Annotated in this window: 12 protein-coding genes; 8 read left to right on the top strand and 4 right to left on the bottom strand. The window is 56.2% G+C overall.

What is annotated here, in order from left to right:
* Positions 1-21: 21 nt before the first annotated feature.
* A complete protein-coding gene (gene eno / locus ACOTYH_RS10535; protein WP_006811784.1) occupies positions 22-1,320 on the top strand; it encodes a phosphopyruvate hydratase in 1,299 nt (432 codons plus the stop codon).
* 52 nt (positions 1,321-1,372) lie between these two features.
* Here eno and ACOTYH_RS10530 read toward each other — a convergent pair whose 3' ends face one another.
* Positions 1,373-2,197: a MurR/RpiR family transcriptional regulator gene (locus ACOTYH_RS10530; protein WP_015571725.1), complete on the bottom strand. Its 825-nt coding sequence runs from the start codon at positions 2,195-2,197 to the stop codon at positions 1,373-1,375.
* Positions 2,198-2,363: 166 nt separating this feature from the next.
* Between ACOTYH_RS10530 and ACOTYH_RS10525 the strand changes: the two genes are divergently transcribed.
* Genes ACOTYH_RS10525 through queE form a run of 3 tightly spaced genes read left to right on the top strand, consistent with a single transcriptional unit; the run spans position 2,364 to position 5,356 of the window.
* The gene (locus tag ACOTYH_RS10525) at positions 2,364-3,923 is read left to right on the top strand and encodes a maltose/glucose-specific PTS transporter subunit IIC (protein ID WP_047638188.1); all 1,560 of its coding nucleotides are present in this window, start codon (positions 2,364-2,366) and stop codon (positions 3,921-3,923) included.
* Positions 3,923-4,630, top strand: a complete 708-nt coding sequence (locus ACOTYH_RS10520) for an N-acetylmannosamine-6-phosphate 2-epimerase (protein ID WP_017692753.1) — start codon at positions 3,923-3,925, stop codon at positions 4,628-4,630. Before ACOTYH_RS10525 ends, ACOTYH_RS10520 begins: the two co-directional genes overlap by 1 nt.
* Before the next feature lie 54 nt (positions 4,631-4,684).
* On the top strand, positions 4,685-5,356 hold the full coding sequence (gene queE / locus ACOTYH_RS10515) for a 7-carboxy-7-deazaguanine synthase QueE (RefSeq protein ID WP_015571722.1): 672 nt from the start codon (positions 4,685-4,687) through the stop codon (positions 5,354-5,356).
* Positions 5,357-5,373: 17 nt separating this feature from the next.
* Here queE and ACOTYH_RS10510 read toward each other — a convergent pair whose 3' ends face one another.
* Together ACOTYH_RS10510 and ACOTYH_RS10505 are read right to left on the bottom strand one after the other, a co-directional pair.
* Positions 5,374-6,771 (bottom strand): MFS transporter, encoded by a 1,398-nt coding sequence (locus tag ACOTYH_RS10510; protein ID WP_017382823.1) that lies wholly within the window; start codon positions 6,769-6,771, stop codon positions 5,374-5,376.
* A gap of 27 nt (positions 6,772-6,798) precedes the next feature.
* Entirely contained in the window at positions 6,799-7,968 is a 1,170-nt protein-coding gene (locus ACOTYH_RS10505) for a M20 aminoacylase family protein (protein ID WP_015571720.1), read from the bottom strand.
* A gap of 171 nt (positions 7,969-8,139) precedes the next feature.
* On the opposite strand from ACOTYH_RS10505, the gene ACOTYH_RS10500 reads away from it, so the two are divergent.
* A complete protein-coding gene (locus tag ACOTYH_RS10500) occupies positions 8,140-10,494 on the top strand; it encodes a helix-turn-helix domain-containing protein (RefSeq protein WP_086626085.1) in 2,355 nt (784 codons plus the stop codon).
* Here ACOTYH_RS10500 and queD read toward each other — a convergent pair.
* On the bottom strand, positions 10,479-10,844 hold the full coding sequence (queD, locus tag ACOTYH_RS10495) for a 6-carboxytetrahydropterin synthase QueD (protein ID WP_006811776.1): 366 nt from the start codon (positions 10,842-10,844) through the stop codon (positions 10,479-10,481). The two genes, ACOTYH_RS10500 and queD, sit on opposite strands and share 16 nt — an antisense overlap.
* Positions 10,845-11,147: 303 nt before the next feature.
* Here queD and cysJ point away from each other — a divergent pair, with 303 nt between their 5' ends.
* The 3 genes from cysJ to cysH all read left to right on the top strand — a co-directional run bounded on the left by cysJ (position 11,148) and on the right by cysH (position 15,499).
* A complete protein-coding gene (gene cysJ / locus ACOTYH_RS10490; RefSeq protein ID WP_058689537.1) occupies positions 11,148-12,953 on the top strand; it encodes an NADPH-dependent assimilatory sulfite reductase flavoprotein subunit in 1,806 nt (601 codons plus the stop codon).
* Positions 12,953-14,665: an assimilatory sulfite reductase (NADPH) hemoprotein subunit gene (gene cysI / locus ACOTYH_RS10485; protein WP_015571717.1), complete on the top strand. Its 1,713-nt coding sequence runs from the start codon at positions 12,953-12,955 to the stop codon at positions 14,663-14,665. Before cysJ ends, cysI begins: the two co-directional genes overlap by 1 nt.
* A gap of 99 nt (positions 14,666-14,764) precedes the next feature.
* On the top strand, positions 14,765-15,499 hold the full coding sequence (gene cysH, locus ACOTYH_RS10480; RefSeq protein WP_017382820.1) for a phosphoadenosine phosphosulfate reductase: 735 nt from the start codon (positions 14,765-14,767) through the stop codon (positions 15,497-15,499).
* Positions 15,500-15,527: the final 28 nt, after the last annotated feature.

Here is a 15,527-nt window from a genome sequence, read left to right as displayed (position 1 = left end):
ACTTGTACTGAGGAAAATCTAATGTCCAAAATCGTTAAAGTCATCGGTCGTGAAATCATCGACTCCCGTGGTAACCCGACCGTTGAAGCTGAAGTTCATCTGGAAGGTGGTTTCGTCGGTATGGCAGCGGCTCCATCAGGTGCTTCTACAGGTTCCCGCGAAGCGCTGGAACTGCGTGATGGCGACAAATCCCGTTTCATGGGCAAAGGCGTACTGAAAGCGGTTGGCGCTGTTAACGGTCCTATTGCTCAGGCTATCGTTGGCAAAGATGCTAAAGATCAGGCTGGCATCGACAAGATCATGATCGATCTGGACGGTACTGAAAACAAATCTAACTTCGGTGCGAACGCAATCCTGGCCGTTTCCCTGGCGAACGCCAAAGCGGCAGCGGCAGCTAAAGGCATGCCACTGTTCGAGCACATCGCTGAACTGAACGGCACCCCAGGCAAATACTCCATGCCTGTACCAATGATGAACATCATCAACGGTGGTGAGCACGCAGACAACAACGTTGATATTCAGGAATTCATGATTCAGCCAGTTGGCGCGAAAACCCTGAAAGAAGCGGTACGTATGGGTTCTGAAGTGTTCCACAACCTGGCTAAAGTTCTGAAAGCTAAAGGCATGAACACGGCTGTTGGTGACGAAGGCGGCTACGCGCCAAACCTGGGTTCTAACGCAGAAGCACTGGCTGTTATCGCTGAAGCGGTTAAAGCAGCAGGCTACGAGCTGGGCAAAGACATCACCCTGGCGATGGACTGCGCAGCATCTGAATTCTACAAAGACGGTAAATACGTTCTGGCTGGCGAAGGCAACAAAGCGTTCACCTCTGAAGAGTTCACCCACTTCCTGGAAGACCTGACCAAACAGTACCCAATCGTTTCTATCGAAGACGGTCTGGACGAGTCTGACTGGGATGGTTTCGCATACCAGACCAAAGTACTGGGCGACAAAATCCAGTTGGTTGGTGACGATCTGTTCGTAACCAACACCAAGATCCTGAAAGAAGGCATCGAGAAAGGCATCGTTAACTCCATCCTGATCAAATTCAACCAGATCGGTTCTCTGACCGAAACGCTGGCTGCGATCAAAATGGCGAAAGACGCTGGCTACACCGCGGTTATCTCTCACCGTTCTGGCGAAACTGAAGATGCTACCATCGCTGACCTGGCTGTTGGTACCGCTGCTGGCCAGATCAAAACCGGTTCTATGAGCCGTTCTGACCGTGTTGCTAAATACAACCAGCTGATTCGTATCGAAGAAGCGCTGGGCGAAAAAGCACCTTACAACGGTCGTAAAGAGATCAAAGGCCAGGCATAAGCCTGAACCTTCGTTCTTATGAAAAAACCCGCTTCGGCGGGTTTTTTGTTTTCTATAGCAGAAGCGGCAACGTGGCGCTTGCCGTTTGCTGGCTAACGTCACCGTAATGGCTGTCTACTGCAATAAGGGAAGTGGTTAGCAGTTCAACCAGCAGCATCACGCCAACCTTGGCGTTGAGCGCACCCGCGCTCAGCGGTCCCTCGGGTTTGGCTGCAACCAGCTGTAAATCGCTCAGGGAGGCCAGCGGGCTGCGGGGCGTATTGCTGAGCGCCAGTACCTTAACGCCGCGCTTGCGGGCGAGTTTCACCACGTGAAGCAGATCCCGTGTAGAGCCGGAACTTGAGATGGCCACCACCAGCGTCTCTTTCGAGAGCGTCGTCGCATTCATGGCGGCGCGATGCATATCGCTAAACAGCTGTGCAGGTTTGCCGAGTCGCAGCAGCTTGTAATGCAAATACTCCCCCAGAATTGCGCTGGCCGCCACCCCGTAAATTTGCACTGACTGCGCCTGATGCAGGGCCAGTGTCGCCTGTTCAAGCTGAGCCCGGTCGAGGAGTTTTGCGGTATCTTGCAGCGCCTGGACAGACTCATCCACCACGTTATCTATTGCATCTCCTGCCTGACGCTCCGGCAAACCCTGCTGAATATCCAGCGCAAGCGCCATTTTAAATTCGTTATATCCCTTACAGCCCAGCGTGCGGCAAAGGCGTGTGACGCTGGCCTCGCTGGTGCCGCTTTCACGCGCCAGCTCGGTGATCGTCAGGTAGAGCACCCTGGCAGGATCGTTGAGGACAAACTCCCCCAGTTTTTGTTGCGTTGGGCTGTACCCGGAAGCCTCCTGGCGTAGCTTCAGCAGCAGGTTTTCATGGTCCGACATGCTAGATCCTTAATGCGTTTCTCTGCCAACTAGTGTGGCGGAAAGCGGGGGAGAGATGCCAGTCATTTCGAAAAAGTATGATCGGTATCCTGGTTTTTGGTGGTAATTTTCACAATTAAAAATATATGTGGTAAAAATTTTCATCAATAACCAGGGGGATAAAAAAATGATGCAAATGTTCAGCGGAGCGTCTTCCGGCGGATGGTTTGAAAAAGCGCAGCGCTTCGGCAAATCCTTTATGTTACCCATCGCCATACTGCCCGCAGCAGGTCTGTTGCTGGGGATCGGCGGGGCGCTATCGAATCCAAATACGCTTACTGCGTATCCATTTTTAGACGTTGGCTGGCTACAGGCCATCTTTACCATCATGAGCAGCGCAGGCTCGATTGTGTTTGCAAACCTGTCGGTACTGTTTGCTGTTGGGGTCGCCGTTGGGCTGGCGAAAAATGATAAAGGCACGGCAGGGCTGGCGGCGTTGCTCGCTTATCTGGTGATGAATGCCACTATCAATGCGCTGCTGATCCTGACCGGAAAACTGGCGCATGAGAACCCGGGCGCCGTAGGGCAGGGCATGACGCTGGGTATTCAGACGCTTGAAACGGGCGTGTTTGGTGGGGTAGTTATTGGGCTGGTGACCTGCGCACTGCATCATCGGTTTAATAAAATCGCGCTTCCGCAATTCCTGGGCTTTTTTGGCGGCTCACGCTTCGTTCCCATTATCAGCTCAATGGCGGCGATACTCGTCGGCGCGCTGATGACCGTGGTCTGGCCGCATTTTCAGAAGCTGATCTTTGGCCTCGGCGGGCTGGTGGATGCCACCGGCTATCTGGGGACTTTGCTGTACGGCTTCATCCTGCGCATGCTTGGCCCGTTTGGTTTGCACCACATCTTCTATCTTCCGTTCTGGACCACCGCGCTTGGCGGCAGTGAAATTGTTAACGGTCACCTGGTTGAGGGCACGCAGCGGATCTTCTTCGCCCAGCTCGCCGACCCGAACACGCAGCATTTCTATGAGGGCACGTCGCGCTTCATGTCCGGGCGCTTTATTACCATGATGTTTGGTCTGCTCGGCGCCTGCCTTGCGATGTACCACACGGCCAGGCCGGAGAACAAAAAGCGGGTTGCCGGGCTGCTGCTCTCTGCGGCGTTAACCTCATTCCTGACGGGAATTACCGAGCCCATAGAGTTCTCATTCCTGTTTATTGCCCCGGTGCTGTACGTCATTCATGCGCTGTTTGACGGGCTGGCGTTCATGCTCGCGCACATGCTGCACATCACCATCGGACAAACATTCTCCGGCGGGTTTATTGATTTCGTGCTGTTCGGCATTTTGCAGGGGGAAGCGAAAACTAACTGGATGTTCGTCCCGCTGGTGGGCGTACCGTGGTTCTTCCTTTACTACTGTACCTTCCGCTATCTGATCAAACGTTTTGATTTTGCCACGCCGGGCCGTGAAAAGGAGGCGTTGGCTGACGAGGCTACCCTGCCGCAAAGCGAGCGCGCCGCGGCGGTGATCGCCGGGCTGGGAGGAAAAGACAATCTGGATGACGTTGACTGCTGCGCCACGCGCCTTCGCGTCACGGTGAAAGACGGTAGCAAAGTCAATGAATCTGCACTGAAAGCGACCGGCGCCCGCGGCGTAATCGTCCGCGGCAACGGGGTCCAGGTCATCTATGGCCCGCACGTCACCATTATCAAAAACGAAGTAGAAGAGATCTTATCGTAATGAAAACTGTACTGGATAACCTGAAAGGAAAACTGGTCGTCTCCTGCCAGGCGCTGGAAAACGAACCGCTGCACAGCCCGTTTATTATGTCGCGAATGGCGCTGGCGGCGGCCCAGGGCGGTGCCGCTGCGATCCGCGCCAATAGCGTGGTGGATATTGAGGCTATCAAAGGGCTGGTCTCACTGCCGGTAATCGGCATCATCAAACGAGACTATCCGGACAGCGAGGTGTTCATCACCGCAACGCTCAAAGAAGTGGATGAGTTGATGGCGGTCGGCCCGGAGATCGTTGCGCTGGATGCGACCGCCCGGAAACGGCCCGGTGGCGGATCGCTGGACATGCTGATCGCGCAGATCCGCACCCGTTACCCTTCGCTGCTGCTGATGGCGGATATTGCCACCGTGCAGGAGGCCGTGGCCGCGCAGGCGCTTGGGTTTGATTGCGTCGGAACCACCCTTTACGGTTATACGGCGGAGACTGCGGGCCATTCGCTACCGGAAAATGACTGCGCGTTTTTGAAAGAGGTGCTGTCTGCCGTCACGATCCCCGTGATTGCTGAAGGTAACGTGGATACGCCTGAACGCGCGGCCAGGTGTCTGGCGCTGGGGGCGCACACGGTTGTCGTCGGCGGGGCGATCACCCGACCACAGCAAATTACGGAACGGTTTATGGCGGCAATTGGCGCGCAAAGCACCGATGGAGCATGATCATCTGGCGGGGATCTGCGATACTTATCGTTTATCCCCTTAACAGAGTTGACTATGCAGTACCCGATTAACGAGATGTTCCAGACCCTGCAAGGCGAGGGTTACTTTACCGGCGTTCCCGCTATCTTTATTCGTTTACAGGGATGCCCGGTTGGCTGCGCCTGGTGTGATACCAAACATACGTGGGATAAGCTCGCAGATCGGGAAGTGTCGCTGTTCAGCATTCTGGCGAAAACCAAAGAGAGCGATAAATGGGGCGCGGGCAGCGCGGAAGATCTGCTTGCCATTATTAGTCGTCAGGGCTGGACGGCGCGGCATGTGGTGATCACCGGCGGGGAACCCTGCATTCACGATCTGATGCCGCTCACCGAACTGCTCGAGAAGAACGGCTATAGCTGTCAGATCGAAACCAGCGGCACCCATGAAGTGCGCTGCTCCCATTCAACGTGGGTTACGGTTTCACCAAAAGTGAATATGCGCGGCGGGTATGACGTACTGTCGCAGGCGCTTGAGCGTGCTGATGAGATCAAACATCCGGTGGGGCGCGTGCGTGACATCGAAGCGCTGGATGAACTGCTGGCGACGCTGACGGACGAAAAGCAGCGCGTGATCGCGCTACAGCCTATCAGCCAGAAAGACGATGCGACCCGTCTGTGCATTGAAACCTGTATCGCCCGCAACTGGCGGCTGTCGATGCAGACGCACAAATATCTGAACATTGCCTGATACTTTTGTGGCCCCGCTTAACGCGGGGCTTTTGTTGTTGGCAGTAAAGCCCAGGTCACGACTGCCGACCCAAGGCAAATCGCACTGTTGAAAAGCAAGGCATACTGCGCGGCACTGGCCGTTCCCATCGGCAGCCATAGCGCGTACAGCGATGCGGTGACCGCGATACCCATTGCGCCGCCCAGGGAACTGCCCATCTTATAGATCCCAGAAGCCACCCCCACTTTGTTTTCAGGGGCATTCATTACCGCCGTGTCCGTTGAGGGCGTGGCGTAACATCCGAGCCCCAGCCCGAATAAAATATTGCTCAGAAAAACGGTAACAATGTAGACCTCTTTGCTTAAGAAGGTGCATGAAATCAGCGAAATACCTGTTGCGGTCAGCAGCGGGCCGGTCATCATCGGTAGCCTGGCGCCATAGCGCTGAAGCAGTTTTTCACCCACCCGGATCATCGCCAGTACGGTAACCAGATACCCCAGCGTCATCATGCCGGTCTGTAGCGGTGACAGATGATGGCCCTGCTGCAACCAGATGCTGGCGATCATCATGGTGCCAATGCAGCCGTTGAGCAGGAAATTTGAGAATACCGAGGCGCTATAGGCCCGGTTTTTAAACAGGGCGAAATCGATCAGCGCCGCATCGCCTTTCCGCCGCCCGGTAACGATAAAGCACATCAGTGCAATCACGGCTCCACACAGTACAAGAAGCGATAAACTGCTGCTCCAGCCCCAGCTGTGTCCTTTGCTGATAAACAGATTGAACAGCACCAGCATAAGGACAAAACTCACCAGGCCGCTGATATCCAGTTTGTGTCGACACGCATCAGGGCTGCGGCTTTCCGGCGTGGCGCGGATAAGCAATAGCGCGACCAGAGCCACCACCATCGACAGAATAAAAATCCAGCGCCAGCCCAGCGTGGTGGCGATGGCGCCTCCCACAAACGAGCTCAGGCCACTCCCGCCCCATGAACCGATAACCCAGAAACTGATTGCGCGCTGGCGTGCTTTACCTTCATACCAGGTTTTAATCAGCGCCAGCGTGGCGGGCATGATGCAGGCCGCTGATAGCCCCTGTATCGCTCTTCCCAACAAAAACAGGACGGGCTCCCATGAAATGAACAGCAGACCACTCCCGATCATGCTCAGGATCAGGCCAATCATGGTCAGGCGCATGCGCCCAAACTTATCGGCAAACCCACCGCAGGCGACGACAAAACAGCCGCTGAACAACGCGCTCAGGCTGACGGCCAGCGTAAGGGTTTCGAGGGCAATATCGAGGCTATTCTGCATGGCCGGAACCACGTTGATAACCGACTGGGCAAACAGCCAGAATGTCAGAACGCTCATGACGATACCCGCCAGCAGCCGATCGTTACCGGCGTAGGCGGATGCGCCTGTCAGGGAAACGGTACTCATAGTGCAGCCCTCCCGGGAAGGTGCGAATCAGCGCAGATAGTGTTCGGTCAGTGCGGCCCACAGCGCCGCGCCGGTGAGGAGAATGTTGTCGTTAAAGTCGTAGCCCGGGTTATGCACCATGCAGCGGTCAGGCTCATCCCCGGCGCCAAGCGTGAAATAGCATCCATTGGGATTTTTCTCGAGCATGAAAGCAAAGTCCTCGCTGCCCATAAACGCATTGACCTCCGCGACGGCATCCTGACCGAACAGATCGGTGGCGACGCTGCGCACCATCTCGTTGGCTTGCGGATTGTTTTTCAGCACCGGGCTGCCGTTAATGTGTCGAATGGTGGCCGTCGCATTGAAACTTTCCGCCTGTGCAACGGCGATATCATGGATACGCTGTAGCACGGTTTGCCGCACGCGTTCATCCAGCGTGCGTACGGTAAGTTTCATCAACACTTTGTCGTTGATAATGTTAGGGGCGTGCCCGGCCTGAATGCTGCCTACGGTAACGACGGCTGGCTGGAAGGGGGTAATGTTGCGCGAAACAATGGACTGCAACGCGATAGTGATATGACAGGCAACCAGGGTGGCGTCAACGGTATGTTCTGGCACCGCGCCGTGACCACCCACGCCGTTAACCTCAATATGAAGGGTGTCGGAAGAGGCCATCATGGCGCCATCGCGCAGACCAATTTTTCCGAGGGGCTGTGACGGCATATTGTGCAGACCAAAGATGTGGTCGCAGGGGAACAGGTCAAACAAACCGTCCTCTACCATAACGCGTCCGCCATACAGAAGTTCTTCCGCGGGCTGAAAAATAAGGTGCAGCGTGCCGTTAAAATTACGGGTGCGTGCCAGGTACTCCGCTGCATACAGGAGCGTTGTGGTGTGGCCGTCATGACCGCAGCCGTGGAATTTACCCTCAACGGTACTGCTCCACGCCTTGCCGTTGTTTTCCTGCATTGGCAGCGCATCCATATCGGCGCGCAGACCCAGGCGTTTATGCCCGTTACCCACCTTCAGTGTGCCGACCACACCGGTTTTCGCCAGGCCGCGATGAACCTCATATCCCCATTCCTGAAGCAGCGCTGCAACGCGATCGCTCGTGTTGTGCTCCTCAAAACCAATTTCAGGATGCTGATGAAAATAGTGACGTAATTCAGTGAACCGGGCTTCGTTGCCACGCAGAGCTTCGATAATTGGATGTGTCATTTTTGTTATCCTTTTTCTGCCAAACGATGATAATTTCGAGTCTATGACGATCGTCCCGCCTGAAAATGCATTTTTTTGTTGTAAAGCGACGGCTTTATTTTGATTGTTTTTCATACAATTCAGTTATAACAAAAAAGATCAGGTCATTTTTTGTCTTTGGTGAGGGGTAAGATGGCGCAACGGGGAGATGAATTTTGGATAGAGATTCAGGACATTCGCCACTGCGTGGAGGATGAAGGCGATACGCTAACGTTGCTCTGGGTGCTGGAAGGGCGGGCAGAGCTGAACACCGATGTGGGACATGACATCCTGGAGGCCAATACCCTTGCTATCATCAACCGTCATCGGCGCTGGCAGTTCACGAGCGAAACGGCAAATGTCACCCTGCGCGTAACCCTTTCCGGGCGCTGGGTCGTCCAGCTCTGCAATGATTTTTTTGCCCATGATTATGCTGTACCGGCAGAAGCCGGAGGCGTCTGGCCCCAATGCGATGCGCTTCGCGATCTGCTGCGCCAGCTTCTTGTGGTCACCCTCATCAACGACCCGCACCGCTACCGGCTGGAGGCGTACCGCTGGCTGAGCGAGATATTGCTGTTGCTGACCAGCCGCTTTCAACAGCCCGCCCGTATGCTGTCACGGGAATTTTCCTCAGCGCACAGCAAACGCATCGCCCGGGTGATAGAGCGGATCAATGCCAGTTATTCCCGCCGTATTACGCTTGCGGAAATCGCCGCGAGTGAATATGTCTCTGAAGCCTGGCTCTCTCGTCTCTTTCGCAAGGAGGTGGGGATCAGTTTCATGCAGTACATCACTCACCTGCGGCTGGAAAAGGCGGCCGACGCTCTCCGGCTGACGAACCGACCGCTGCACCAGATTGCGCTTGAGCAGGGTTTCGCCAGCACGCGTATGATGAGCGATCGGTTCAGGCGTGTTCACAATATGTCTCCGGGTGAGTTTCGTAAGGCCCGGCGCCAGCACCCGGAGGCGGCACGTATTCGGACGGACAGGCGTGAGCAGCGCTATCCGGTCGCCGTGGACAAGCTGTTTAGCCTGCTCAATGAACCGGTGGCGCGCGGTTGGGGAGCCTCGCCGCTCATCGTTCATCCGCAGCAGGAGCAGAGCCTGGATCTTGAGCAGCTCAATCCTCTTTCTGCCTCGCTGCGCCGTATGCGGGTGGTCATTACCCTGCGTGAGCTCGACGATTTGCTGCGTGAGGACGTCCGACAAAATCTGGAGGCGATAAATGAGGCCATTCCCATTGAGGGAATTGATATCGCCGAACCTTTTCTCAGCAGTCGTCTGTTTGCCACCGGGTGGGATGACCCCCAGATGGCGGGCTACGCCTGCTGGTACAATCTGCATCAGCTCTTCACCTGGCTGGCAAAAAAGCAGTGGACGGTGCTACTGCACACCGGCGTAACGACCCGTCGCGATCTTCTTACCCGTTTTTTACAACAGTCGGTTAATCATTTTTCGCCAGAGATCACCGCGGGCTGGCACTTCGTCATGCACTGGTCAACACAGGCAAGTGAGGAGACCCGGGAGCAGGTCTGGCTGGCCCAGCAAAAGGCAATACGAACTTATCTTCCGCAGGCAAAGTTTGGTTTATGGCACCGATTTGCCCCCGTCAGCGCGGGCGTAAGCGACGATACCCTGTTCAGTTCAGCCATCCTGATGCAGGCCGATTTTCTTGCCTGTTCTGCCGATGCCAATGAGCTTCTCGATCCCGCGCAGCTGGAGCCAGCCCATCTCTCCTCAACGGAAAATTATCCGATACTGAAGGTCCGCCAGATCCTCGCCGCCCTTCGCCTGCGTAAATGTTCGCTTCCCGTCTGGCTTCTCTCCTGGAATACCCTCACCGGCAACACGCGGGCGACAAACGGCTGGTTTTTTCGTGGGGCGCTGCTGATGCAGAACCTGCTCGGGCTTTCGGAGCAGGTCTGGCTGGCGGGATTCTGGCTTAATTCGGGCCTTCAGGGAGAAGCCCGTGCGAACAACACCATCGATACCTCAAGCCTGGCGCTACAGTATAACCATGGTCTGCCGCGTCCGGTTTATTGGGTACTCTGGCTCTGGCAACGTCTGCGGGGCGAGGTGCTGGTCAATGATAAGCGTGTCCTGCTTACGCGCCATCGCAATGGTTATCAGCTGTTGCTGCGTAATGTGGTGGTTTTTAATCCGCTCCTTTCCAGTGAAGAAGCCTTCATCCAGCGTTTTCGCCAGCAGTATCATTTACACCTGAAGGGAATGCGCGGTAAATGGCGAATTAAATGCCATCTGTTTGATCAGCACAACGGCGCGCTCTATCCGTTGCTTGAAGGGGTTGGCAGCGAAAGCGGCCCTGATGAAGAGATGTGGCGCTGGATAGCGCATAAAGCGCGTCCAACGCTTTCCGTACGCGATGAACGCCTTTATGACGGCTGGCAACTGAGTGAATCACTGGAGAGTAATGCGCTGGTGCTCTACGAGTTTACGCCGCTCGTGCCTCGTGAGACCGCAACGGAGGAGATTCACTCCCCGCGGTAGACGCAGCCTGCCGTGCAGGTCTCTTTGATCATCACCGCGCTCAGCAGCGGAACCAGCGGTTTCATCTGATCCCAAATCCATTTCGCCAGCACTTCGCTGGTCGGGTTTTCAAGGCCCGGAATATCATTCAGATAGTAGTGATCGAGACGATCGTAGGTCGGCTTAAACGCAGCCTTCAGTTCGGCAAAGTCCATGATCCAGCCCGTATGGGGATCGACTTCACCGGTGATTTCAAGACGCACCATAAACGAGTGTCCATGCAGGCGGCCACATTTGTGTCCGGCAGGAACGTGTGGAAGGTGGTGTGCGGCTTCGAAGGTGAAATCTTTAAACAGTGTGGTGGACATCATAGCTCTCAGGAATGCGGAAAAAACCGCCGCATAGTACCGGAAAGCACAATTTTTATCATTAACTAAAACGGCTCTGAACGGTCACCGCCTCGTATTCATGGTGTTTATCGGCCTTTATTGTTTTATTTCAAATAGTTATTTAATCGCTTTTATCGTTAAGAACGATAACTAAAACAGGTTAGTCCATTTGGTTATTTATTATTTCCATCCCTTCTTTAATTGTTATTATCCCCGCCGTTAACCTTATCTTCAGTTTGGATTTATTCGCTTAAAGTCCGCTTTGCTACTGGAACATAACGACGCATGACAACACAGGCCCCACCTTCAAATTTGCTTCCCCTTAACCCGGAGCAACTGGCGCGCCTCCAGGCCGCGACTTCCGATTTTTCACCCACCCAGCTCGCCTGGGTCTCCGGCTATTTCTGGGGAATGCTCAATCAGCAGCCGGGTGCTGTGGCTGGCGTCCCGCCAACGGCCGTTGAAATTCCTGCCATCACGCTTATCTCCGCTTCGCAAACGGGTAATGCCCGTCGTGTGGCCGAAGCGCTGCGTGATGACCTGCTCGCCGCGAAGTTGAACGTTAACCTGGTCAACGCCGGGGATTATAAATTCAAACAGATCGCGTCAGAAAAACTGCTGGTGGTGGTGGCGTCAACGCAGGGGGAAGGTGAGCCTGCGGAAGAAGCCGTCGCGCTGCATAAGTTCCTGTTCTCGAAAAAAGCGCCGAAGCTGGACGGCACCGCCTTTGCCGTCTTCGGCCTCGGTGATACGTCCTATGAATTTTTCTGCCAGTCCGGTAAAGACTTCGACAGCAAGCTGGCGGAGCTGGGTGCAGAGCGCCTGCTGGATCGCGTAGACGCTGATGTCGAATACCAGGCCGCCGCCGCCGAATGGCGGACGCGCATCGTTGAGGTGCTGAAGGCCCGCGTCCCGAAAGAGACGCCAGCGCAGGCCGCCGTTACCGCAGCGGGCACCGTCAACGAAATCCACACCAGCCCTTACACGAAAGAGGCGCCGCTGACGGCGAGCCTGTCGGTAAACCAGAAAATCACGGGCCGTGATTCGGAAAAAGACGTGCGCCATATCGAAATCGACCTCGGTGACTCCGGCCTGCGTTATCAGCCTGGCGATGCGCTGGGCGTCTGGTATCAGAACGATCCGGCGCTGGTGAAAGAGCTGGTCGAGCTGCTGTGGCTGAAAGGCACGGAGCCGGTCCAGGTGGAAGGTAAAACCTTACCGCTCTCTGAGGCGCTTCAGTGGCATTTCGAGCTGACGGTGAACACCGCCAATATCGTTGAAAACTACGCCACCTTAACGCGCAGCGAGTCCCTTCTGCCGCTGGTGGGGGACAAGACGAAGTTACAGCATTACGCCGCGACGACGCCGATTGTCGACATGGTGCGTTTCTCCCCGGCACAGCTGGATGCCGACGCGCTGATCGGCCTGCTGCGTCCGCTGACGCCGCGTCTTTACTCCATCGCCTCTTCACAGGCGGAAGTGGAAAACGAAGTCCACATCACCGTTGGCGTGGTGCGTTACGACATCGAAGGCCGCGCGCGGGCGGGCGGGGCGTCGGGCTTCCTGGCCGACCGCGTGGAAGAAGAGGGCGAGGTGCGCGTCTTTATCGAACACAACGACAACTTCCGCCTGCCGGCAAACCCGGAAACGCCGGTGATCATGATTGGCCCGGGCACCGGCATCGCACCGTTCCGCGCCTTTATGCAGCAGCGTGCAGCGGACGAGGCGCCGGGTAAAAACTGGCTGTTCTTCGGCAACCCGCATTTTACTGAAGATTTCCTCTACCAGGTTGAATGGCAGCGCTACGTCAAAGAGGGCGTGCTGACCCGCATCGATCTGGCCTGGTCCCGCGATCAGAAAGAAAAAGTATACGTACAAGACAAACTGCGCGAACAGGGCGCAGAGCTGTGGCGCTGGATCAATGACGGCGCCCACATTTATGTCTGCGGCGACGCCAATCGCATGGCGAAAGACGTTGAGCAGGCACTGCTGGAAGTGATTGCCGAATTCGGCGGTATGGATGCCGAAACGGCGGATGAATTTTTAAGTGAGCTGCGCGTAGAGCGCCGTTATCAGCGAGATGTCTACTAATGAGCGAAAAACATCCTGGCCCACTGGTGGTCGAAGGCAAACTGTCTGATGCCGAGCGCATGAAGGTAGAGAGCAACTACCTGCGCGGTACCATTGCCGAAGATTTAAATGACGGCCTGACCGGCGGTTTCAAAGGCGACAACTTCCTGCTGATCCGTTTCCACGGTATGTACCAGCAGGACGACCGCGATATCCGCGCCGAACGTGCCGAACAGAAGCTGGAGCCGCGTCATGCGATGCTGCTGCGCTGCCGCCTGCCGGGTGGCATCATCACCACCAAACAGTGGCAGGCGATCGACAAGTTTGCCGGTGAAAACACGATTTACGGCAGCATCCGTCTGACTAACCGTCAGACCTTCCAGTTCCACGGCATTCTGAAGAAGAACGTCAAGCCGGTGCACCAGATGCTGCACTCCGTGGGGCTGGACGCGCTGGCGACCGCCAACGACATGAACCGTAACGTGCTTTGCACCTCGAACCCGTATGAGTCCGAGCTGCACGCCGAAGCGTACGAGTGGGCGAAGAAGATCTCCGAGCACCTGCTGCCACGCACGCGTGCCTATGCGGAGATCTGGCTCGATCAGGAGAAAGTCGCGACCACGGACGAAGAGCCGATCCTCGGTCAGACCTACCTGCCGCGCAAATTCAAGACCACGGTGGTTATCCCGCCGCAGAACGATATCGACCTGCACGCCAACGACATGAACTTCGTGGCGATTGCCGAAAATGGCAAGCTGGTCGGCTTTAACCTGCTGGTGGGCGGCGGTTTGTCCATCGAGCATGGGAACAAGAAAACCTATGCCCGCACCGCGAGCGAGTTCGGCTTCCTGCCGCTGGAGCACACGCTGGCCGTGGCTGAGGCGGTGGTTACTACCCAGCGAGACTGGGGCAACCGTACCGACCGTAAAAACGCGAAAACCAAATACACCCTGGAGCGCGTGGGCGTCGAGACGTTCAAAGAAGAAGTGGAGCGTCGCGCGGGGATCAAGTTTGAGCCGATCCGCCCTTACGAATTCACCGGTCGCGGCGATCGCATTGGCTGGGTGAAAGGTATCGATAATAAATGGCACCTGACGCTGTTTATTGAAAACGGTCGTATTCTGGATTATCCGGGCCGCCCGCTGAAAACCGGTCTGCTGGAAATTGCTAAGATCCATAAAGGCGAGTTCCGCATTACCGCCAACCAGAACCTGATTATTGCCGGCGTGCCGGAAAGCCAGAAGGCTAAAATCGAGAAGCTGGCGCGCGATCATGGGTTGATGAATGCGGTTAAACCGCAGCGTGAAAACTCGATGGCCTGCGTGTCGTTCCCGACCTGCCCGCTGGCGATGGCCGAAGCGGAACGTTTCCTGCCGTCCTTCACTGATAAAGTGGAAGCGATTCTGGAAAAGCACGGTATTCCGGACGAGCATATTGTTATGCGCGTCACCGGCTGCCCGAACGGCTGCGGTCGCGCGATGCTGGCCGAGCTGGGTCTGGTGGGCAAAGCGCCGGGTCGTTACAACGTGCACCTTGGCGGCAACCGTATGGGGACGCGCATTCCGCGTATGTACCGTGAAAATATTACGGAACCGGAAATTCTTGATTCCATCGACGAGCTTGTCGGGCGCTGGGCGAAAGAGCGTGAAGCGGGTGAAGGCTTCGGCGACTTTACGGTGCGTGCGGGCATCATTCGCCCGGTGCTCGATCCCGCAAGGGATTTCTGGGAGTAACGCATCCTTTGCCCGGTGGCGCTTCGCTTACCGGGCCTACGGGTTTTGTAGGCCGGGCAAACGCAGTGCCGCCCGGCAAAACAGGCAAACGAGGTTCTTATGTCCGTACTCGATCTAAACGCCCTTAATGACCTGCCAAAAGTCGAACGCATTCTGGCCCTGGCAGAAACCAACGCCCAGCTGGAAAAACTCGACGCCGAAGGGCGCGTGGCGTGGGCGCTGGAAAACCTGCCGGGTGACTATGTGCTGTCGTCAAGCTTTGGCATCCAGGCGGCGGTCAGCCTGCACCTGGTGAATCGGATCCGCCCGGACATTCCGGTGATCCTCACCGATACCGGCTATCTGTTCCCGGAGACCTACCAGTTTATTGACGAGCTGACGGACAAGCTCAAGCTGAACCTCAAAGTTTACCGCGCGACGGAAAGCGCGGCCTGGCAGGAGGCGCGCTACGGCAAGCTGTGGGAACAGGGCGTTGAGGGCATTGAGAAATACAATGAGATCAACAAGGTCGAGCCGATGAACCGGGCGCTGAAAGAGCTGAACGCTCAGACCTGGTTCGCGGGCCTGCGCCGCGAGCAGTCCGGGAGCCGGGCAACGCTGCCGGTGCTGGCGGTGCAGCGCGGCGTGTTCAAAGTGCTGCCGATCATCGACTGGGATAACCGCACGGTGTACCAGTATCTGCAAAAGCACGGGCTGAAGTACCATCCGCTGTGGGATCAAGGCTACCTGTCGGTAGGCGACACCCACACCACGCGTAAATGGGAACCGGGAATGGCGGAAGAAGAGACGCGATTCTTTGGGCTGAAGCGCGAGTGCGGGCTGCACGAAGGGTAATGTTTTTTCGCCCGGTGGCGCTGCGCTT

It is taken from the genome of Enterobacter cloacae complex sp. SHL001 (assembly GCF_049236825.1).
GTDB lineage: Bacteria > Pseudomonadota > Gammaproteobacteria > Enterobacterales > Enterobacteriaceae > Enterobacter > Enterobacter hormaechei_C.
Note: the sequence above shows the minus strand (reverse complement) of the source record. Positions and strands in the feature narration are given on the sequence as shown.

What these genes read in the sequence shown, in the direction of transcription:
- eno (WP_006811784.1), top strand. Translation starts at nt 22, where the DNA reads ATGTCCAAAATCGTTAAAGTCATCGGTCGTGAAATCATCGACTCCCGT.
- ACOTYH_RS10530 (WP_015571725.1), bottom strand. Translation starts at nt 2,197, where the DNA reads ATGTCGGACCATGAAAACCTGCTGCTGAAGCTACGCCAGGAGGCTTCC.
- ACOTYH_RS10525 (WP_047638188.1), top strand. Translation starts at nt 2,364, where the DNA reads ATGATGCAAATGTTCAGCGGAGCGTCTTCCGGCGGATGGTTTGAAAAA.
- ACOTYH_RS10520 (WP_017692753.1), top strand. Translation starts at nt 3,923, where the DNA reads ATGAAAACTGTACTGGATAACCTGAAAGGAAAACTGGTCGTCTCCTGC.
- queE (WP_015571722.1), top strand. Translation starts at nt 4,685, where the DNA reads ATGCAGTACCCGATTAACGAGATGTTCCAGACCCTGCAAGGCGAGGGT.
- ACOTYH_RS10510 (WP_017382823.1), bottom strand. Translation starts at nt 6,771, where the DNA reads ATGAGTACCGTTTCCCTGACAGGCGCATCCGCCTACGCCGGTAACGAT.
- ACOTYH_RS10505 (WP_015571720.1), bottom strand. Translation starts at nt 7,968, where the DNA reads ATGACACATCCAATTATCGAAGCTCTGCGTGGCAACGAAGCCCGGTTC.
- ACOTYH_RS10500 (WP_086626085.1), top strand. Translation starts at nt 8,140, where the DNA reads ATGGCGCAACGGGGAGATGAATTTTGGATAGAGATTCAGGACATTCGC.
- queD (WP_006811776.1), bottom strand. Translation starts at nt 10,844, where the DNA reads ATGATGTCCACCACACTGTTTAAAGATTTCACCTTCGAAGCCGCACAC.
- cysJ (WP_058689537.1), top strand. Translation starts at nt 11,148, where the DNA reads ATGACAACACAGGCCCCACCTTCAAATTTGCTTCCCCTTAACCCGGAG.
- cysI (WP_015571717.1), top strand. Translation starts at nt 12,953, where the DNA reads ATGAGCGAAAAACATCCTGGCCCACTGGTGGTCGAAGGCAAACTGTCT.
- cysH (WP_017382820.1), top strand. Translation starts at nt 14,765, where the DNA reads ATGTCCGTACTCGATCTAAACGCCCTTAATGACCTGCCAAAAGTCGAA.